At 24.0% G+C, this 21,410-nt stretch carries 19 protein-coding genes, 3 tRNA genes and 1 pseudogene; 13 read left to right on the top strand and 10 right to left on the bottom strand.

The annotated features are described in order from the left end of the window. Window positions 1-32: 32 nt before the first annotated feature. Window positions 33-103: transfer RNA gene (locus MP018_RS00200), tRNA-Cys, on the top strand. Here MP018_RS00200 and rsmI read toward each other — a convergent pair. Further along, window positions 85-765: a 16S rRNA (cytidine(1402)-2'-O)-methyltransferase gene (gene rsmI / locus MP018_RS00195; protein ID WP_259082686.1), complete on the bottom strand. Its 681-nt coding sequence runs from the start codon at window positions 763-765 to the stop codon at window positions 85-87. The genes MP018_RS00200 and rsmI overlap by 19 nt on opposite strands. A 10-nt stretch (window positions 766-775) precedes the next feature. On the opposite strand from rsmI, the gene ybeY reads away from it, so the two are divergent. The 4 genes from ybeY to MP018_RS00175 all read left to right on the top strand — a co-directional run bounded on the left by ybeY (window position 776) and on the right by MP018_RS00175 (window position 4,737). Next, on the top strand, window positions 776-1,201 hold the full coding sequence (gene ybeY, locus MP018_RS00190) for an rRNA maturation RNase YbeY (protein WP_259082687.1): 426 nt from the start codon (window positions 776-778) through the stop codon (window positions 1,199-1,201). Beyond that, on the top strand, window positions 1,191-3,017 hold the full coding sequence (gene mnmG / locus MP018_RS00185; protein WP_259082689.1) for a tRNA uridine-5-carboxymethylaminomethyl(34) synthesis enzyme MnmG: 1,827 nt from the start codon (window positions 1,191-1,193) through the stop codon (window positions 3,015-3,017). Before ybeY ends, mnmG begins: the two co-directional genes overlap by 11 nt. A gap of 5 nt (window positions 3,018-3,022) precedes the next feature. Continuing rightward, window positions 3,023-4,660 carry a glutamine--tRNA ligase gene (gene glnS / locus MP018_RS00180; protein ID WP_259082691.1) on the top strand — a complete coding sequence of 546 codons (1,638 nt, stop codon included), beginning with the start codon at window positions 3,023-3,025 and terminating at the stop codon, window positions 4,658-4,660. 2 nt (window positions 4,661-4,662) lie between these two features. Then, window positions 4,663-4,737, top strand: a tRNA-Asn gene (locus tag MP018_RS00175). A gap of 10 nt (window positions 4,738-4,747) precedes the next feature. On the opposite strand, the gene MP018_RS00170 is transcribed toward MP018_RS00175, so the two are convergent. Together MP018_RS00170 and rsmA are read right to left on the bottom strand one after the other, a co-directional pair. Beyond that, window positions 4,748-4,820: transfer RNA gene (locus MP018_RS00170), tRNA-Met, on the bottom strand. Window positions 4,821-4,859: 39 nt separating this feature from the next. Next, window positions 4,860-5,606, bottom strand: coding sequence for a 16S rRNA (adenine(1518)-N(6)/adenine(1519)-N(6))-dimethyltransferase RsmA (gene rsmA, locus MP018_RS00165; protein ID WP_259082693.1), 747 nt, complete (start codon window positions 5,604-5,606; stop codon window positions 4,860-4,862). Window positions 5,607-5,642: 36 nt separating this feature from the next. On the opposite strand from rsmA, the gene MP018_RS00160 reads away from it, so the two are divergent. From MP018_RS00160 to MP018_RS00150, 3 genes are read left to right on the top strand one after another with little or no spacing between them, the layout of a single operon-like run. Further along, window positions 5,643-7,178 (top strand): F0F1 ATP synthase subunit beta, encoded by a 1,536-nt coding sequence (locus MP018_RS00160; protein WP_259082694.1) that lies wholly within the window; start codon window positions 5,643-5,645, stop codon window positions 7,176-7,178. Then, window positions 7,178-7,462, top strand: a complete 285-nt coding sequence (locus MP018_RS00155) for an ATP synthase F1 subunit epsilon (protein WP_259288380.1) — start codon at window positions 7,178-7,180, stop codon at window positions 7,460-7,462. Before MP018_RS00160 ends, MP018_RS00155 begins: the two co-directional genes overlap by 1 nt. Continuing rightward, a complete protein-coding gene (locus MP018_RS00150) occupies window positions 7,459-7,698 on the top strand; it encodes an acyl carrier protein (protein ID WP_259082698.1) in 240 nt (79 codons plus the stop codon). The genes MP018_RS00155 and MP018_RS00150 overlap by 4 nt, the downstream gene beginning before the upstream one ends. Before the next feature lies 1 nt (window position 7,699). Here MP018_RS00150 and aroQ read toward each other — a convergent pair whose 3' ends face one another. Then, a complete protein-coding gene (gene aroQ / locus MP018_RS00145) occupies window positions 7,700-8,125 on the bottom strand; it encodes a type II 3-dehydroquinate dehydratase (protein ID WP_259288634.1) in 426 nt (141 codons plus the stop codon). Continuing rightward, entirely contained in the window at window positions 8,122-9,165 is a 1,044-nt protein-coding gene (gene prfA / locus MP018_RS00140) for a peptide chain release factor 1 (protein WP_259288633.1), read from the bottom strand. The genes aroQ and prfA overlap by 4 nt, the downstream gene beginning before the upstream one ends. Before the next feature lie 11 nt (window positions 9,166-9,176). Between prfA and rho the strand changes: the two are divergent. Continuing rightward, window positions 9,177-10,316 (top strand): annotated as a pseudogene (gene rho, locus MP018_RS00135) (transcription termination factor Rho); the annotation flags it as partial. On the opposite strand, the gene MP018_RS00130 reads toward rho, so the two are convergent. The 5 genes from MP018_RS00130 to lipB all read right to left on the bottom strand — a co-directional run bounded on the left by MP018_RS00130 (window position 10,296) and on the right by lipB (window position 16,745). Continuing rightward, window positions 10,296-12,047 carry a S1 RNA-binding domain-containing protein gene (locus MP018_RS00130; protein WP_259288632.1) on the bottom strand — a complete coding sequence of 584 codons (1,752 nt, stop codon included), beginning with the start codon at window positions 12,045-12,047 and terminating at the stop codon, window positions 10,296-10,298. The pseudogene rho and the gene MP018_RS00130 sit on opposite strands and share 21 nt — an antisense overlap. A gap of 21 nt (window positions 12,048-12,068) precedes the next feature. Then, window positions 12,069-13,127, bottom strand: coding sequence for a 3-dehydroquinate synthase (aroB, locus tag MP018_RS00125; RefSeq protein WP_259082705.1), 1,059 nt, complete (start codon window positions 13,125-13,127; stop codon window positions 12,069-12,071). A gap of 137 nt (window positions 13,128-13,264) precedes the next feature. After that, complete coding sequence (locus tag MP018_RS00120) at window positions 13,265-13,483, bottom strand: hypothetical protein (RefSeq protein ID WP_259082707.1); 219 nt, start codon at window positions 13,481-13,483, stop codon at window positions 13,265-13,267. Beyond that, window positions 13,473-16,058 carry a valine--tRNA ligase gene (locus MP018_RS00115; RefSeq protein WP_259288631.1) on the bottom strand — a complete coding sequence of 862 codons (2,586 nt, stop codon included), beginning with the start codon at window positions 16,056-16,058 and terminating at the stop codon, window positions 13,473-13,475. The genes MP018_RS00120 and MP018_RS00115 overlap by 11 nt, the downstream gene beginning before the upstream one ends. Before the next feature lie 3 nt (window positions 16,059-16,061). Continuing rightward, window positions 16,062-16,745: a lipoyl(octanoyl) transferase LipB gene (gene lipB / locus MP018_RS00110; RefSeq protein WP_259082710.1), complete on the bottom strand. Its 684-nt coding sequence runs from the start codon at window positions 16,743-16,745 to the stop codon at window positions 16,062-16,064. On the opposite strand from lipB, the gene ilvD reads away from it, so the two are divergent. From ilvD to ilvC, 4 genes are read left to right on the top strand one after another with little or no spacing between them, the layout of a single operon-like run. Further along, window positions 16,730-18,403, top strand: a complete 1,674-nt coding sequence (gene ilvD / locus MP018_RS00105; RefSeq protein WP_259082712.1) for a dihydroxy-acid dehydratase — start codon at window positions 16,730-16,732, stop codon at window positions 18,401-18,403. The genes lipB and ilvD overlap by 16 nt on opposite strands. 2 nt (window positions 18,404-18,405) lie before the next feature. After that, the gene (ilvB, locus tag MP018_RS00100; RefSeq protein WP_259288630.1) at window positions 18,406-20,106 is read left to right on the top strand and encodes a biosynthetic-type acetolactate synthase large subunit; all 1,701 of its coding nucleotides are present in this window, start codon (window positions 18,406-18,408) and stop codon (window positions 20,104-20,106) included. Beyond that, the gene (locus tag MP018_RS00095) at window positions 20,103-20,354 is read left to right on the top strand and encodes an acetolactate synthase (RefSeq protein WP_259082715.1); all 252 of its coding nucleotides are present in this window, start codon (window positions 20,103-20,105) and stop codon (window positions 20,352-20,354) included. Before ilvB ends, MP018_RS00095 begins: the two co-directional genes overlap by 4 nt. 5 nt (window positions 20,355-20,359) lie before the next feature. After that, the gene (gene ilvC / locus MP018_RS00090) at window positions 20,360-21,394 is read left to right on the top strand and encodes a ketol-acid reductoisomerase (protein WP_259082717.1); all 1,035 of its coding nucleotides are present in this window, start codon (window positions 20,360-20,362) and stop codon (window positions 21,392-21,394) included. The last annotated feature ends 16 nt before the right edge of the window (window positions 21,395-21,410 follow it).

Genomic DNA, 21,410 nt, shown 5'->3' with positions numbered 1-21,410 from the left:
ATATTAATTTAATTTTTATAATTAGATTAATTGGCACCGTGGCCGAGTGGCAAGGCAGAGGTCTGCAAAACCTTTTACAGCGGTTCAAATCCGCTCAGTGCCTCTAGTCTTACCTTGTAAGATTATAACAAATTCTCCTTTTGGTTTTTTGTTTTCAAAAAAAAAAATTATATCATTTATATTCCCTATAATAGTTTGTTCAAATTTTTTAGAAATTTCTCTACAAATAGAAATTTGTTTATTTCCTATATAATTTTTTATTATATATAAAGTCTTTAAAATTCTATAAGTACTTTCATAAATAATTATTGTTCTACTCTCTTTACAGAGAGTTTTTATTTTTTTTTCTTTACTTTTTTTATGCGGTAAAAATCCAAGAAATGTAAATTCATTTATCGAAAAACCTGAATTTATTAATGCTGGTATAAAAGCAGTAGCTCCTGGAAGACAAGAAACTTTTATATTATTTTTTATGCAATGTCTTACTAATAAAAAACCTGGATCAGATATAATAGGTGTACCAGCATCAGTAATTAAAGCTATATTATTACATTTTTTTAAAAAAAGTATTATATTCAATATAATTTTCTGTTCATTATATATATTATATGATAATATCTTATTTTTTATTTTAAAAAAATTTAATAATTTTTTAGAATTTAAAAGATTTTCTGCTAAAATAAAATCTACTTCTTTTAGAATACGAATTGCTCTAAAAGTGATATCTTCTAAATTACCTATAGGTGTAGGAACAATATATAACATATATGGATTAATGATAAATTATTATTATGAAACAAAATTTAATTTATATAATGAATTTTATTTTTCAAAATGGATTTTTTTTGTTGTAAGTAAGGAAAAGGAATTTATAAAAGAACTAAATTTTATTTTTTGTAATGATCAATATTTGATTAATATTAATAAGAAATATCTTAAGAAAAATTATTATACAGATGTTATAACTTTTGATAATTCTGAAGAGAAAAATATAGATGGAGATATATTTATTAGCATAAAAAGAATTAAATATAATTCTTTAAATTTTAAAAAATCATTTTATGATGAATTAAAACGTGTTATTATACATGCTGTATTGCATTTACTAGGATATAAAGATAAAAAAGAAACTGAAAAATATATAATGTCTAAAAAAGAAGAGATTTATTTATTTTTTTTTAAAAAAAAATATGTTTGTTAAACAATATGATGTAATTGTAGTAGGTGGTGGACATTCTGGATCAGAAGCAGCTTTAGCTGCTTCTAATCTAGGATCAAATACTTTATTAATTACAACAAATTTATATAATATAGGACAAATGTCATGTAATCCAGCAATTGGAGGAATTGCAAAAGGGCAAATTATTAAAGAAATTGATGCATTAGGAGGTTATTCAGGAATAATAACCGATAAAAGTATGATTCAATTTAGAATGTTAAATAAATCTAAAGGTCCTGCAATGTGGAGTCCAAGAGCACAATGTGATAGACTAAAATTTTCTAAAGAATGGCGTTTAACTTTAGAAAAACAAAAAAAATTAGATTTTTTTCAATCTACAGTTGTCGATTTAATTATAAAAAATTATAAAGTCATTGGAGTTAAAACAATTCTTGGGATTTCTATTAAAAGTAAATCAGTAATTCTTACAAATGGAACATTTTTAAATGGTATTATTCATATAGGAGATAAAAAAAATAGTGGCGGAAGAATTTCAGAAAATTCAGTAAAAGGATTAACAGAAAAATTAAAAAAAATTGGATTTTTCTCAGGAAGAATGAAAACGGGAACCTCTCCTAGATTAGATGGCCGTTCTTTAGATTTTTCTAAAATGATTGAACAATTAGGAGATTTTCCTATAGAACCTTTTTCTGATTTAAGTAATTTAAATATTTTAAAACAAAAAAAATGTTATATTACGCATACAAATTTAGAAACTCACAAATTATTAAGTAAAGAATTTAATAGCTCTCCTATTTTTAATGGAAAAATTAAATGTGTAGGTCCTAGATATTGTCCTTCGATTGAAGAAAAGGTATATAGATTTTCTAATAAAGAAAATCATCAAATATTTGTAGAACCAGAAGGTGTTAACACTATAGAAGTTTATATTAATGGATTTTCTACTTCTATGCCAGAAGAAGTTCAATATAAAGCATTATTAACGATTCCTGGTTTTGAAAACGCAAAAATGGTTAGGCCAGGATATGCTATAGAATATGATTATTTTCCTCCTACACAATTAAAAAATAATTTAGAAACAAAATTAATTGAAAATCTTTTTTTTGCTGGTCAAATAAATGGAACTACAGGATATGAAGAAGCAGCAGCACAAGGATTAATAGCAGGAATAAATGCTAATTTAAAAATTAATGAAAAAGATCCATTTATTCTTAAACGTAATGAAGCATATATAGGTGTACTTATTGATGATTTAATTTATAAAGGGACAGAAGAACCATATAGAATGTTTACTTCAAGAGCTGAATATAGAATATTATTAAGACAAGATAATGCTGATGAAAGATTAACCCCTATGGGGATTAATCTAGGATTAGTTAGTAATGATAGAATCAAAAAACTAAAAAATAAAAATAAAAAGAAAAGACATTGTTTTTTCTTTTTTCAAAGAAATCAAGCCAATTTAAAAGAAAATCTTAAAATCTGTGATTTATTATCTAGGCCAGAAATATCTATATATGATATAATTAAATTATATTTAATAAAACATTTTAGAAAAAAAAATAATATAGATGAAAAAATTTTAGAACAAATATCTCTTTATATTAAATATAAAGGCTATATTCTAAAAGAAGAAGAAAATGTCAAAAAAATGTATAAATTAGAATCCATACGTATACCAAATAATTTTGATTATAATCAAGTAAAATCAATATCAATAGAAGCTAGGGAAAAATTATTAAATTATAAACCAAATTCTATAGGAGAAGCATCTAGAATAAGTGGAGTCTCTCCTTCAGATATAAGGATTTTAATTATTTTTTTAATAAAAAAATAAATATTATGAAAATAATAAATATATTCGATAAAATTATAGAAAAAGATTTAGAGTCAGGATTTCCTAAAAAAAAATTACTTTTTAGATTTCCACCTGAACCTAATGGTTATTTACATATTGGTCATGCTAAATCTATTTATTTAAATTTTAAATTAGCAGAAAAATATAAAGCTTCAGTAATATTAAGATTTGATGATACTAATCCAATAGAAGAAGAAAAAAAATTTATTAATTATATAAAAAAAGATATTTTTTGGTTAGGTTTTAAATGGAATAAAGTAACTTATGCTTCTAATTATTTTTCTAAACTTTATGACTTAGCTAAAGTCATTATAGAAAAAGGAAAAGCTTATGTAGATGATCAAAAACAAGATAAAATACAAGAACAAAGAAAAAATCCTTTTGAGGATGGTATAGAGAGTCCCTATAGGAATAGATTGATAAAAGAAAATATTTTTTTATTTAAAAAAATGAAAAATGGATATTTTAATGACGGTGATTGTGTTTTACGTGCCAAAATAGATATGAAATCACCAAACATGAATCTTAGAGATCCTATCATGTATCGTATTATAAAAAAAAAATTACATTATAGAACAAAAAATAAATGGTGTATATATCCGACTTATGATTGGACACATGGGCAATCAGATTATATAGAAAAAATATCACATTCTTTATGTTCTTTTGAGTTTGAAAATCATAAACAATTATATAATTGGTATATTTATAATATAAATAAAAAAAAGAGTCTAACACCTAGACAATATGAATTTTCTAGATTAAATCTAAATTATAATGTTTTAAGTAAAAGAAAGTTACAAATTTTAGTAAAAAAAAATCTTGTAAATGGATGGGACGATCCAAGAATGCCCACTCTATCAGGACTTAGAAGAAGAGGTTATACTCCAGAATCAATTAAATATTTTATTAAAAAAATTGGAATATCAAAACGATATAATCAGATAGATATATCTATTCTAGAATTTAGTATTCGAAAACATTTAAATCAAATTTCATCTAGAGTAATGGTTGTAATAAATCCATTATTAATAATAATTGAAAATTATCCTACTTTTAAAGTAGAATGGTTAAAAGCGGAAAATAATCCTGAAGACATAAAAAAAACTTATAGAAAAATCCCTTTTTCAAAATTTCTCTATATAGAGAGTGAAGATTTCATGGAAAAAAATACAAAAAATTTTTTCAGATTATCTTTAGGAAAAGAAGTACGTTTAAAAAATGCTTATATTTTAAAAGCTAATAATATATCTCGTAATCTAGATGGTAGCATTAAAAGTATATATTGTTCTTATGATAAAAACAGTTTATCTAAAACTGGTTTATCAAGTAAAAGAAAAATAAAATCTACATTACATTGGGTCTCTAAAATTCATGCTTTAAAAATTAAAATAAATATTTTTGATCAAATATTTAGAAAACAAATTCCTGAAAAATCTCAAAAATTTATTGATTTTCTCAATCATGATTCTTTAAAAACTAAAATAGCATATGCAGAACCCTCGTTAAGGACAGCTACAATTAAAGAGAAATTTCAATTTCAACGTATTGGATATTTTTGTTTAGATAAAAAAAGTAATAAAAAAACAATTTTATTTAATAAAACAGTAAGTTTAAAATAAATTCCTCAGTAGCTCAGTTTGGTTAGAGCACCTGACTGTTAATCAGGGTGTCGCTGGTTCGAATCCAGCCTGGGGAGCTTAAAATAGTAGCGGGTACAGGACTCGAACCTGTGACCTTCGGGTTATGAGCCCGACGAGCTACCAACTGCTCCACCCCGCAATATAAATATACAATTTGTTTTTTAAAAAAACAAATTTTTTAAAAGCTAGCAAGCAAAATGAAATCATTTACAGATAATTGTTCAACTCTTTTTTTTAAAAGAGGATTTTTATAAAACTCAGAAGATAACGATAATTTTTTTAATGAATTATATAATTTTTTTCTTCTATAAAGAAAAGCTGTTTTAACTATTTTAATAAAAATATCTTCTTTAAGAATAAGATTATCTTTTCTTTTTAACATTCTTACAACTGCCGATTTAACCTTAGGTTTAGGTATAAAAACAGTATTATTAACTGTAAATAAGTATTCTATCTTATAGAAGGCTTGCATTATTACAGATAATTTTCCATAGGATTTATTCATCTGTTTAGATGTAATACGATCAGCAACTTCTTTTTGAAACATTCCTATACATTCTGGTATATATTCACGATATTTAATTATCTTAAACAAGATTTGTGATGATATCTTATATGGAAAATTTCCAATTAATGTAAAAGAATCTAAAAAAAAATCCTTTGGGTTCCAAATTAAAAAATTTTTATTAAAAATATTATTTTTTATAATAGGATATTTAATTTTAAGATATTCGACATATTTTTTGTCTATTTCTATAAGAAATAGATTTTTATTATTTAATAATAAATATTGTGTTAATATCCCCATACCTGGACCAATTTCTACAATAGTTTTTGATTCTTTAAAAGAAATACTATTCACTATTTTTTTAGCAATATTTTTATCATGTAAAAAATATTGACATAATTTTTTGTTAAAAAACATATATATTATTATTATTAATATTAATTTTTTTAAAAAATGATTAACAAAGGTAAAATAATACAGATTATAGGTCCAGTGGTTGATGTTTTATTTGAAAATGTTTCATCATTACCTATGATATATGATTCTTTAGAAGTTTTTAATCCTAAAGGAAATAAAATTATATTTGAGGTCCAACAGCATATTGGAGAATGTACGGTACGTTGTATATCTATGGATATAACTGATGGCTTAAAAAGAGGACAAGATGTTTTTTCTCTAGGAACTACTATTAGTATGCCAATAGGGGAAGAAATAAATGGAAGAGTATTTAATGTCGTAGGAAATACGATAGATGGTTTAGGTGACTTAAATAATTCTAAAAGAATTTCAATTCATAGAAATCCCCCAAAATTTGAAGATTTATCAACAAATATTGAGATATTATATACAGGGATAAAGGTAATTGATTTAGTAGAACCTTATATAAAAGGTGGAAAAATAGGTTTATTTGGTGGTGCTGGTGTTGGAAAAACTGTCTTAATACAAGAGTTAATTAATAATATTGCTAAAGGATATGGAGGATTATCTGTTTTTGCAGGTGTAGGAGAAAGAACTAGGGAAGGAAATGATCTTTTAAGAGAAATGATTTCTTCTGGAATTATAAAATATGGTGATTCTTTTTTAGAAGATATGAAAAATGGAAAATGGGATATCTCTAAAGTTGATAAAAACGAATTAAAAAATTCTAAAGCAACATTTGTCTTTGGCCAAATGAATGAACCGCCTGGTGCAAGAGCAAGAGTAGTATTATCTGGATTAACATTAGCTGAATATTATAGAGATAGTTTTCTTTCGGGAAGGGGAAGGGGAAGGGGAAGAGGAAGAGGAAGAGGAAGAGAAAGAAAAGGAAGAGATGTTCTATTTTTTATAGATAATATATTTCGTTTTACTCAAGCAGGATCTGAGTTATCTGCATTATTAGGTAGAATGCCATCAGCTGTAGGTTATCAACCTACTTTAGCATCTGAAATGGGAACTATGCAAGAACGAATAACATCTACTAAAAATGGATCTATAACATCTATACAAGCAGTTTATATTCCTGCAGATGATTTGAGTGATCCTGCCCCAGCAACTACTTTTTCTCATTTAGATGCTACAACTGTTTTATCAAGAAAAATATCATCTTTAGGTATATATCCAGCTGTAGATCCGTTATCTTCTACATCACGTATTCTATCTATAGAATTTCTAGGTAATGATCATTATTTATGTGCACAACGTGTAAAACAAATCCTTCAGCGTTATCAAGAATTGCAAGATATAATCGCTATCTTAGGAATAGAAGAATTATCTGAAGAAGATAAAATTCTTGTTCATAGAGCTAGACGTGTACAAAGATTTTTATCTCAACCATTTAATGTTGCTGAACAATTTACAGGAATTACTGGAAAATTAGTAAATATAAAAGATACAATAGAAGGATTTAATCTTATTTTAGATGGGAAACTTGATAATATAGCAGAAGTACATTTTAACTTAAAAGGAACAATAAGTGAAGTAATTGATTCTTCAAAAGAAAAGATATAATGAAAATCTTAATTTTAAAAAAAGAAAAAACTCTCTTTGAGATAGAAGGATACGCCGTTTTTTTACCATCTTCAAAAGGGAAATTTGAAATTTTAAATAATCATTGTTCAATGATATCAATGATCTCATCTGGAATAATTAAAATTTATAGTAGTTTTTTGATGAAAAATTATCAGAATTCTGATATCAATATATCATATAATAATAATACAACAATTATCAAAGTAAAAATTAATTATGGTTTTTTAAATTTTAAAAAAAATATATTAACAATATTATTATGAATGAAATCTTCTTAAAAATAAAATCCATTATAATAGAAAAATTAGGGGTAGATGAAAAAAAAGTTATTCCTGAAGCTAGTTTTATAAATGATTTGGGGGCTGATTCATTAGATTCAATAGAACTAATTATGGAATTTGAAAAAGAATTTCAGATTATTATGTCTGATGATGAAAAATTCATGACTGTCGATGATGTAAATAAATATATAAAAAAATATCTCGATTATAAAAAGTGAATTAGTTCTTAATAAAACTAAAAATTCCTAATTTATAAGAATTTAATCCAAATCCAAATATACTGCCTTTGCAGACTTCTGTAATAAATGATTTATTTCTAATTTTTTCTCTAGAAAAAATATTTGTAATATGAACTTCAATTACAGGAGTGGATATAGATTTTATAGCATCTGCTATAGCTATAGAAGTATGAGTATATGCACCTGGATTAATTATAATCCCATGATATTCAAAACCTATATTATGTAATATATCAATAATTTCACCTTCATGATTACTTTGATAAAAAAAAATCTTAGCAAGATTCTTTATTTTTTTTTTTAATTTAAAAAGAAATTCTTCAAATTTGTATTTACCATATACTTCTGGTTCTCTTTTACCTAAAAGGTTTAAGTTTGGACCATTTATTATAGCTATTTTTTTCATATATCTTTTTCAAGAATTTTAAGAGCTGTTATCATTTCATTTATTTTTCCATTCATGAATTTATCTAAATAATAAATTGATTTATTTATACGATGATCTGTTACCCTTCCTTGAGGATAATTATATGTTCTTATTTTGGCGGACCTATCTCCTGTAGATATAAGATCTTTTCTCTCTTTAGAAAGTTTTTCATTTTTTATTTTCAATTCTGATTGATAAATTCTAGCACGTAAAACTTTCATTGCTTTTTCATAATTTTTATGTTGTGAACGTTCTTCTTGACATTCTGCTATTATCCCAGTAGGGATATGAGTTAAACGTATTGCAGATTCTGTTTTATTAACATGTTGACCTCCTGCTCCACTAGCCCTAAAAGTATCTCTTTTTATATCTGATAAAACTATCTTAATCTTATTGTTATAATCTTCTTCTGGAAGAATTGCTACTGTTATGGCAGATGTATGTAATCTACCTTGTGATTCAGTAGAGGGAACTCTTTGTACTCTATGTACACCTGATTCGAATTTTAATGTCCCATATACATTTTTTCCTTGTATTTCTATAATGATTTCTTTATAACCTTTTATTGTACCTTGCTGCATATTTAATATTTCATATTTCCAACATAATTCTTTAAAATACATAGTATACATTCGAAATATATTTTCTACAAAAATACATGCTTCATCTCCTCCTGTTCCTGCCCTTAATTCCAGAAGAACATTATTCGTATTATTCTTCTTCTTCTTCTTCTTCAAGAGATCTTCTATCTTCTTTAGAAGAAATTCTAATTCTAATAGATTGTTTTTTTTTTCAAAAATTGCAAATTCTAATAATTCTTTTTCTTTATCGTCATCTAATTTAATTAAATCTTCTATTTCTTTTAAAGATTTTTTTTTTTCTTTATAACTATTATAATAGTTAATTATTTTATAAATAATTTTATATTCTTTATAAAGTTTAACAGATTTTTGAATTTCAGGTTTTCTAAGTTCAGAAAATCTTTTTTTTAAAACTTCGATTTTTTTAAAGACAATCATTTTAAATGCAGAATGAATATAAATTTGAAGGTCTAGTAATTAGTGAAGGAGTATTAGAAATAATGCCTGAACATTATGGATTCTTAAGATTTCATTATTTATCATCAGATGATGATGTTTACGTATCACAATCTCAAATAAGACTTTTTGGAATTCAACCTGGTGATACTATAAGAGGAGAAGTTCGTACTCCTAAAAACGGAGAAAAATATTTTCCTTTAATAAAAATCTTCCAAATCAATGGACGTTTTCCATCTTCTATAATTTTTCGAAAGTCTTTTCAACATTTAACTCCATTATTTCCTAATGAAAAATTCAAAATTTCAGAAAAAAAAGTAACTCTTTCTACAAGAATTGTAGATTTATTTTCTCCTATAGGAAAAGGCCAAAGAGGTATTATAGTTGCACCTCCTAAAACTGGAAAAACAACTTTATTAAAAGAAATAGCAAATACAATATCTTATAATCATACAGAAGTCTATTTAATAATTCTTTTAATAGATGAAAGACCAGAAGAGGTTACAGATATACAAAGAAACGTAAATGGGGAAGTAGTATCTTCAACTTTTGATGAACCAGCAGAAAAACATGTAAAAGTTGCTAGTATTGTTTTACAAAAAGCAAAAAGAATGGTTGAATGTGGGCATGATGTAGTTATTTTACTAGATTCTATAACACGTTTAGCTAGAGCATATAATACTGTTTCTCCTACATCTGGTAAAGTTTTATCAGGAGGAGTTGATTCTAACGCATTACATAAACCTAAAAGATTTTTTGGGGCTGCTAGAAATATTGAAGATGGTGGGTCTCTTTCTATAATTGCTACAGCAATTATAGAAACTGGATCAAAAATGGATGAAGTAATATTTGAAGAATTTAAAGGTACAGGTAATATGGAACTACAATTAGATAGAAAAATTGCGAATAAAAGAATATATCCAGCTATAGACTTAGTTGCTTCTAGCACAAGAAAAGAGGAATTATTATTAAATGATAACACATTAAAAACAATTTTTTTTCTCAGAAAACGTCTTTCTGAGATGACTTCAATAGAGGCTATTGAATATATAATATTTCGTTTAAATAAAACAAAAAATAATAAAGAATTTATAACTACAACTACTCCTTTTCTATTTTTTTATAAAATCTGATGTATGAGAAACATAAAATGTTTTAATTTTAAAATTAAAATATATAATTTTAAATTTAGGATTTTTAAGTTCTACACCATGTTTTAAAATAGGCGCAAAAATTTTTATATTTTTTTTTTTTAATTTGATTATAGCTCCTTTATAAAAATATTTTCTAATTTTTCCAGTATGGATACTACCTATCATATTTTCATCCCAAAAATTTTTTATTAGTTGTTTACTACCAAAATTTATTTTACGTGTAATTAAGTCTAAACCTAACACAATTAGTTTAACTAAATCTCCTTTTTTATATATATCTATAGAATTATTTAGATTTTTAATCCATGAAATCTCATCATTGTATAATAAATATTCTAATTCTTCTAATTCTGATTTGAATTTTAATTCTAACTCTAATTCTGATTTGAATTTTGATTTGGATTTGTATTTGTATTTGGATTTGGATTTGGATTCTAAACGAACCCCAAAATTAGTAAAGCTTCTAACAGTTACAATATGAATTGAGCCCATTTTATATTTTGTTTTTATATTTTCCCATGGATTAGGTGTAAGTCTTTTCAGACTTAAAGACATTTTTTGATCTGAAATATCGTAATTTAATATTAAAACTTTAATTCTATCTCCAACTTTTACATAATCTTGTGAAGATCTTAATTTTTTAGCCCAAGACATTTCAGAGACATGTACTAATCCTTCTACACCTGGAAAAATTTCAACAAAAGCTCCATAATCTGTTACAACAGTTACTGTACCTATAACTACTTTCCCTTTTTTTATTTCATCTTCTAAAGAATTCCAAGGATTAGACTGTAATTGTTTTAAACCTAATTGAACTCTATTTTTGATTTTATCAATTGATAAAATCACAAAATTAATGGTTTGACCAATTTCTAATTTTTCTGAAGGATGCTCTATTCTTCCCCAACTTATATCTGTAATGTGACATAATCCATCTATTCCACCACCTATATCTATAAAACTTCCGTAATGTGTTATATTTTTTACTATACCTCTTAAAACTTGACCTTTTTCTAATTTAGAAATTAATTGTTTTTTTTTAATTTCAATATATTTTTCTATTAAAATTTTATGAGAAACAACAACATTTTTTTTTTTATTATTTATTTTTACTATTTTTCCTTCCATTGTCTTACCTACATAAAAATCAAAATCTTTTACAGGTTTTATATATATTTGTGATCCTGGTAAAAAACATTCAATTCCAAATAAAACTACTATTAAGCCTCCTTTTGTACGAGCTGCAACAAAAAATATTATTATTTCATTTTTAATAAATTTTTCTTGTATTATTTCCCAGGATTTTAATTTTTTGGCTTTATTATAAGATATAATACATCGGCCTTTATAATAAAGTTTCTCGACAATTACTTCAATTATATCATTTACTTTAGGTAGTTTTTTTTCATCACGAAATTCATTTAATGATATTACTCCTTCAGCTTTAAATCCAAAATCTATTACAACATTTCTATCAATTATTTTAATAATTTTCCCATTATAAATATAAAATTCATGTATACTTGAAATAGTATCAGAATACAATTTTTCCATTTTTTTTCTCTCTTCTTGTTCTTCTTTACTTAAACCCAGTTCATAAGAACTCCAATCAAAATTTGATAATTTCACATTTTTATTTATATTAATTATATCTTTTAATATAAGAGATTCATTTTTCTCTTCTACAGACAGATTTTTATCCATTTTCATTAATTTAAATTGCTTTCTTGTTTAGAATAGATAATTTTTAATACTTTCTTTTATTAATTCATAATCTACTTCAATATTATATAAACAATATCCTATTTCTTTTATTAAAGAAAATTTAATTTTTTTATTTTTATTTTTTTTATCATGTTTCATAAAATATAATATTTTATATATATCCGAATTATATATTTTAATTTTTTTATATAAAATTGATAATACGTTATATATTTCTTCAAATTCCGTTTTTTTTATAATTTTCATTTTATATGAAATCCAAGATTCACATATCATTCCTATAGCTATACTATGTCCATGGGATAATCTTTTATTTAAATTATAAATAAAATAACTTTCTATTGCATGTCCAATAGTATGACCAAAATTTAAAATTTTTCTTAATCCTTTTTCTTTATAATCTTTTTCTATTATATTAGATTTTCTAATTATAGATTTATATATAATCTCATCTTTCATTTTGCTAAAAACTATAATTTTTAATAAATTCCATAAATTAATATCATATATTAATCCATATTTTAGGATTTCTGATAATCCTGATTTTATTTCATCTTCTGATAGGGTTTTTAAATAATTTTTATCTATTAAAATTATTTTAGAATCGTTAAATAATCCAATTTCATTTTTTAATGAAAAAAAATTAATAGCTGTTTTTCCACCTATAGAAGCATCAATCATACTAAGAAGAGTAGTAGGAATATTAATAAAATTTAAACCTCTTTTAAAAACTGAACAAGCAAATCCCCCCATATCTGTAATTACTCCTCCTCCTAAATTTATAACAATACTATTTCTATCTGCATTTAGTTTTATTAATTTTTTCCATATTTTTTTACAAGTATCAATATTTTTTTCCTCCTCTCCTGAGAATATATTTATCAAATAATATTTATTAAATAAATTTGTTTTAGATAAAAAATAATCTAAACAATATTTTTTTGTATTTATATCTAATAAAAGTATTTTTTTTGAAAAAAAATTTTGATTTAAAAATATATTTTTTAATAATTTATAATATTTACCAAAATATATACCATAATATGGTTTATTTAAAATTTTCATAATTCCTTTTTGGAAAGTTATATCAATTATCTTATTTTCGCTTTTAGTTTTTTTAGAAATCTTAGTTTTAAACTATTAATAGTCTTCTCAATGAGAGCATCATTAAGATTTTCATACTTTGAAAAAAGATTTTGTGTTTAAAACCAAAATCCGACTATCATTTTAATTGTTTTCAAAACCAAATTATAAATAAAAATCAATTTATATTTTTCAACATTAAAACCAATATCCGTTAATAGATTACATATTATAGAAATATATTTTTTTAACCAATTGTAAGATCTTTTCATAATAAGAGGCATTAAGATTTCTATTTTGAAAATAGAAGAAAAATATTCTTTATCGTTAAAATTCATTTATCTTTTTTTTAAGAAGAAAAATCTTTTTAAGACAATCTAATTCTTTTTTTTTTTCTTTTTTAACTATATCTAATAAAGCATGTTCTAAAAATTTTTTATTATAAATTTTATTTTTAATTTGTTTTAAAAACATTTTTTTTATAAATATTTTTTTTTTTTGTTCTAATTTATTATAGTTTAATAATTTTGGGATAAAATATTCTTTCGTTTCGAATATTAAAGAATAATATTTTTTTTTAGGTTTTTTTTTTAAAACATGTAAGGAACTTAGATTTCCTAATTTTAAAATTAAAGAATAAAATAAGTTTTTTTTATTTTCGGATAAAATTAATAACTTTATTTTTTTCTGAATACGTAAATTCCGTATTATACTTATAAAAGTAATAGATTTTTTAAATTTTTTTATTAATTTCTTTTTAAAAAAATATTTGTTTTGCAAATTTGTAATGATTAAATCATTTTCATTTTTTTTTGATTTAAAATTTTTCCAAATTTTTTCTGTTATAAAAGGCATATAAGGATGAAATAATTTTATTATTTTTTTAAATAAAAAAAGAGTTTGATTAATTATTTTTTTATTTAAAAATCTTGAATTTGATTTTATTAATTCTAAATATAATGAACAAAAATCATTCCAAAATAATTTATATATCATCATAAATGATTCATAAAATCTATATTTTTTTAGATAAAATTCTATTTTATAGAAAAATTTATTAATTTTATTATCAAACCATTTGATAGCTAATTCAGCGTAAATATTTGTTTTTAAACAATTTCCTGATTTTAAAGTATTTATTAATATAAATGCATTCCAAATTTTATTAGCTAAATTACGTCCTTTTAAACAAAGATTTTCCTCAAAGATTAAATCATTTCCTGTATTAGCACTTAATAAAATCCCAACACGAACAGCATCAGCTCCATATTTATCTATCAAATCAATAGGATTAGGGGAATTACCTAAAGATTTAGACATTTTTAGATTTTGTTTATCTTTAACAACTCCGGTAAAATATATGTTTTTAAAAGGTGGAGTACCCATTAGATAATATCCTGACATTATCATACGAGTTACCCAAAAAAATAATATATCAGGTGCAGTAACTAAATTTTGAGTAGGATAATAATATTTAATTTCATTATTATTAGGAAACCTAATTCCATCAAATACAGATATCGGCCATAACCATGATGAAAACCAAGTATCTAAAACATTATTTTCTTGTCTAAGCTCTTTATAAGATAAAAAAATCTTATCACTTTTTATACGCGCTTCTTTTAAAGCTCCTTCAATTGTTTCAGAAACTACAAAATCTTCATTATTATAATAATAAACAGGTAGCCTATGCCCCCACCAAAGTTGACGTGATATATTCCAATCATGAATATTATAAAGCCAATGATTAAATTTTTTTATATTTTTTGGATAAAAATGAATTTTTTTATTATTTATAAAATTTAAAGTGGGAATAATAAAATCCTTCATATTTACAAACCATTGTATAGATAATTTTGGTTCAATAATAGATTTTGTACGTTCAGAAATCCCTATATTATAGATATAATTCTCAATTTTTACTAATCTTTTTTTACTTTTAAGAAATTCAATAATTTCTTCTCTAGCCTTAAATCTTTCTTTCCCATTAAAAATTAATCCATTTTTATTTATTATAGCTCTATCATCAAAAATATTAATAACTGATAAATTATGCCTATCAGCAATTAATTTATCATTTTTTTCATGAGCCGGAGTGATTTTTAAACATCCTGTGCCAAAATTCATATCAACGTAATCATCTTCAATAATAGGAATTGATCTTGAGCATAAAGGAATAATAACTCTTTTATTTTTTAAATTCAAATATCTTTTATCTTTTGGATTTACGCAGATTGCAGTATCTGCTAGTATAGTTTCTGGCCTTGTAGTAGCTACTGTTAAAAAGTTATTTTCTCCTTCAATTTTATATTGAATATAAAATAATTTCCCATTATATTTCTTATAAATTATTTCTTCATTTGACACTGTAGTTTTAGCATATGGATCCCAATTAACAATACTATAATCTCTATATATTTTTCCTTCTTTATATAGTTTAACAAAAATTTTTGTTACAGATTCATTCATAATACTATCCATTGTAAATTTCTTCCTATTCCAATCACAAGAACATCCTATTTTTTTTATTTGGTTAATAATAATTTGTTCATATTTATTTTTCCATTGACGTGCAAGTTTTAAAAATTCTTGTCTACCTATTTTTTCTTTAGAAAGACCTTTTTTCTTTAAGTAAGAAGCTATTTTTGCTTCAGTAGCAATAGAAGCATGATCGGTCCCTGGAATCCAACATGCATTATATCCTTTCATTCTAGCATAACGTATTAAAATATCTTGTATTGTGTTATTAAGAATATGTCCCATATGTAATATCCCTGTTATATTAGGTGGAGGCATTATTACAGTATATGGTTTTCTCTTATCTGGATAAGATGAAAAGTAATTTTTATCTATCCAATATTGATATATTTGATTTTCTACATTTTTATGATCATATAGTTTTCTATTATTCATAATTTAAAGAAATTTAATTTGAAATAAAAAATTTATTTTATTTTTAAAAATTAATTTTACTTCCAAAATATCAATATGATTTATTTTTTCTACATTTAGTGATGTAACACTTTTTTTTATTCCACATGGAATTATATTCTGAAAATAACTTAAATCTGTATTTACATTTAACGCAAAACCATGCATTGTTACAAATCTACTTACTTTAATACCAATTGCACATATTTTCCTAGTATATACCCATACCCCTGTTTCATGATAAATTCTATATCCTTTAACACAATAATTATATATAAGTTGAATTATAACTTCTTCAATAAGACGTAAATATTTATTTATGTCTAAAGACAAATTAATAATATCAAATATAGGATAACAAACTAATTGACCTGGACCATGATATGTAATATCTCCTCCTCTATCAATTTTATAAATTATAAGATTTTTATTATTCAATAATAAATTTTTATATGATCCTATTTTACCTAATGTATAAACATTGTTGTGTTCTACAAATAATAAATAATTAGGTACAATTTTTATTATTTTTTTAAAAAATCTATTATAGATTTTAATATTAATTATAATATAAAATATTTTGTTTTGATAAACCCAAGTAGATTTAAAATCTTTTTTATTCAAGTCTTCAAAAAAAACTTTATACAAATTTAATGGCGAATAATACATTTAGTATTAAATTAACTAAAAATAATACTTTACCTGCTGCACAAGCAATGCTGTATGCTACTGGGTTAAAAGAATATGATTTTAATAAAGCTCAAGTTGGCATAGTTAGTAATTGGTATGAAGGTAATCCATGTAATATGCATTTACATATTATTAGTAATAATATAAAATCATCTATAAAAAAAAATGGGATGGTGGGTTTTAAATTTAATACTATAGGAATTAGTGATGGTATGTCTATGGGAACATCAGGAATGAGATATTCTTTACCATCAAGAGAATTAATAGCTGATAGTATAGAAAGTGTTGTTAAAACTCACCATTATGATGGATTAATAGGAATTCCAGGATGTGATAAAAATATCCCTGGAATAGTTATGGCAATGTTACGTATGAATAGACCTTCTATATTAGTATATGGAGGTAGTATATCATCAGGATATTATAATGGGAAAAAATTAAATATAGTTTCTGCTTTTGAAGCTTTAGGAGAAAAAAATATAGGGAAAATTACAGAATTAGAATATAAAAATATAATTAAACATGCTTGCCCTGGTCCTGGAGCTTGTGGAGGAATGTATACAGCTAATACAATGGCTTCTTGTCTTGAAGCAATGGGAATTACAATTCCATATTCATCTTCATCATTAGCTAATACTAGCTTTAAAAAAAAAGAATGTATTAATATAGGTTATTATATAAATAATATTTTAAAAAATAATATTAAACCATTGGATATTATTACTTATAAATCTATAAAAAATGCTATAACTCTAGCAATAGCCTTAGGAGGATCAACAAATTTAGTAATACATATTTTAGCAATAGCTAAAACTGCTAATTTAGATCTAAAATTAAATGAGATTAAAAATCTAAATAATAATGTTCCAATTATAGCTAATTTAAAACCAAGTGGAGATTTTTTAATGGAAGATATACAATCTATGGGAGGTATTCCTATAATTATAAAATATTTATTAAAAGAAGGATATATAGAAGGAGATTGTCTTACTGTAACCGGAAACACAATAAAAAAAAATTTAGAAAATATACCTGATATTTCTTTTAAAGAAAAAATTATCTATCCTTTATTAAGACCTATAAAAAAAAATGGGCATATACGTATTATATATGGTAATCTAGCACCTTATGGGGCTGTTGCTAAAATTACTGGAAAAGAAGGTGATATTTTTTCAGGATTTGCACAAGTTTTTAATTCAGAAAACTCTGCTAATAAAGCAATAATTGATAAGAAAATTAAAGAAGGAGATGTAATAGTAATTAGATATGTAGGTCCCAGAGGAGGTCCAGGAATGCCTGAAATGCTTAAACCTACTTCTTATATAATGGGGGCTAATTTAAGTAAAAAAATTGCTTTAATAACTGATGGTAGATTTTCAGGAGGATCTCATGGATTTGTAGTAGGTCATATTACTCCAGAAGCTCAAAATGGAGGATTAATTGCTTTAATAGAAAATGGAGATATTATAATAATTGATGCAATAAGGAATACTATAACCTTAAAAATCTCAAAAAAAGAAATAAAAAATAGAAAAAAATTTTTAATTGCTCCACCTTTGAGAGTAAATTCAGGTTATTTATATAAGTATACAAAAACTGTATCATCTGCTTATAATGGATGTGTAACAGATATGTAATTATGAATCATGAGATGAAAGGATCAGAAATTATAATAAAAACACTGATTATTGAAAATACTAAATATATATTTGGATATCCTGGAGGCGCTATTATGCCTATATATGATGCATTATTTTTTTATAAAAAACATATATCACATATTTTAACACGTCATGAACAAGGTGCTATACATGCCGCTCAAGGTTATGCTAGAGTTAGTGGAAAAGTTGGCGTATGTTTTACTACTTCAGGTCCAGGAGCAACAAATTTAATTACTGGCTTAGCGGATTCGTTAATAGATAGTACAGCAATACTATGCATTACTGGACAAGTTTCATCTAATTTATTAGGTACTGATGCATTTCAAGAAACTGATATAATAGATATCTCTCTACCTGTTACAAAATGGAATTATCAAGTAACAAAAGCTAAAGATATATCATATATTATATCAAAAGGTTTTTTGATAGCTAAATCTGGAAGACCAGGTCCAGTTCTAATAGATATTACAAAAGATGCACAACTAGAATTCTCAAATTTAGAATATAAAAAATTTATTAAAATAAATAAAATTTTTTATAAAAAAAGTATAAATCGAAAAAGAATAAAAAAAGCAGCTACTGTTATTAAGAATTCTAGTCAACCTTTTATTCTTATTGGGCAAGGAGTAATTTTAGCTAATGCAGAAAAAGAATTACAAAAATTTATAGAAAAAACTAATATTCCTGCAGCTAGTACCCTTTTAGGGTTATGTGTGTTAAAAACAGGAAATATTTTAAACATGGGAATGTTAGGAATGCATGGGCATTATGCACCTAATATGTTAACAAACCAATCGGATGTAATAATAGCAATAGGAATGCGTTTTGATGATAGAGTTACCGGAAATATAACTAAATATGCTAAAGAATCTAAGATTATTCATATAGATATAGATGAATATGAAATTAATAAGAATCTTAATACAAATATATTTTTATTAGGAAATTGTAAAAAGATTTTAAAACAATTATTATCTAATCTTAATAGAGATCTAAAAATTAATCATCATTGGATAGAAAAATTTAATTTTTTAAAAAAAAAAGAAAAAAAAAAAGTTATAAAATATGATTTATATCCTCTTAATAGAGGAATAACTATGGGTGAAGTTATTAATTGTATTAATTTATATAAAAAAGATAATAGTGTTTTAGTAACAGATGTAGGACAACATCAAATGTCTGCTTCTAGATATTTTAATTTTACTTGTCAGAAAAGTCAAATTACTTCTGGTGGATTGGGAACAATGGGGTTTGCTTTACCAGCCTCTATAGGTGCTAAAATAGGTGCTAAAAATAGTCAAATAATATGTGTAGTGGGAGATGGAGGAATTCAAATGACTCTACAAGAATTAGGTACTATTCTGCAACAACAGATCTCTCTAAATATAATTATATTAAATAATAATTTTTTAGGAATGGTGAGACAATGGCAAGAATTATTCTTTGAAAGAAGATACTCACATACTAATATTGTCAATCCAGATTTTATTAAAATTGGTGAAGCTTATGGAATAAAGTCTAAAAAAATTCTTTATAGAAAAAAATTAAAAAAATATATTAAAATGATGTTAAATCAAACAAATTCATATTTACTTGAAATAATTATAGAAAAAGAATATAATATTTTTCCTATGATTCCTCCTGGGGATTCTATAGAGGAGATTAGATTAATTTTATGAAAAAAATTAATATAATAATTATATCAGATAATATAATAGGTTTATTAATAAGAATGATTCTAATCTTTAATAGAAGAAATATTAAGATTAATAATATTATTTTAATAAATAAAAAATTATATACTAATTATGTATACATTATAAAAATTGAAATAACAAATTATAAAATATATTATTTTAATAAAATTATTAAACAAATAAAAAGAATTTTAGGAATAAAAAAAATTTATTTTTATAATTTAAAATAAAATTTATGAAATTAAAATTTGGAAATATAGAAGAAGAAATTATAACAAGAAAAGATTTTTCTTTAGAAAAAGCTATAGATTTTCTTTTAAATGAAACTATATGTGTATTAGGTTATGGAGTTCAAGGTCCTGGACAAGCACTTAATTTACGTGATAATGGATTTAATGTAATAGTCGGGCAAAGAAAAAATTCAAAATCATGGGAAAAGGCTTTACAAGATGGTTGGATAGAAAATAAAACATTATTTTCTATAGAAGAAGGAGTAGAAAAAAGTACAATAATAATGTTTTTATTATCTGATGCTGGGCAAATTGCAGTATGGCCAAAAATTCAAAAATCTTTTTCTGAAGGAAAAGGTTTATATTTTTCACATGGTTTTGGATTAACTTTTAATAAAAAAACAAATATTGTACCTCCCAAAAATATAGATATATTTCTTGTTGCCCCAAAAGGGTCAGGAACTAGTTTAAGAAGACTCTTCAAAGAAGGAAAAGGTCTTAATTCAAGTTATGCTATATATCAAAATTATACTGGAAAAGCAAAACAAAGAGCTTTTTCAATAGGAATTGGAATAGGATCAGCTTATTTATTTGAAACAACGTTTCAAAAAGAAGTTTATTCTGATTTAACAGGAGAGAGAGGCACTTTAATGGGTGCTATACAAGGAATTTTTTCTGCTCAATATCAAGTTTTAAGAGAAAATGGTCATTCTCCATCAGAAGCATTTAATGAAACTGTAGAAGAATTAACACAAAGTCTGATGCCTTTAATAGCAGAAAAAGGAATGGATTGGATGTATGAAAATTGTTCTACAACTGCACAAAGAGGAGCTTTAGATTGGTGGAAAAAATTTAGAGATATTAATCTTCCTATATTCAGAAATCTTTATAAAGAAGTTTCTTCAGGAAAAGAAGCTGAAAAAACGATACTATCAAATAGTAAAAATGATTATAGAGAAAATCTTAAAAAAGAATTAAAAGAAATTAAAGAAAGTGAATTATGGAAAACAGGTGAAATAGTACGTAAACTAAGACCATAATTAATTTAGTTTAGGC

The sequence above is a fragment of the Candidatus Karelsulcia muelleri genome, assembly GCF_024818015.1.
GTDB classification, from domain to species: Bacteria; Bacteroidota; Bacteroidia; order Flavobacteriales; family Blattabacteriaceae; genus Karelsulcia; species Karelsulcia muelleri_C.
This window is presented reverse-complemented; position numbering and strand designations above follow the sequence as displayed.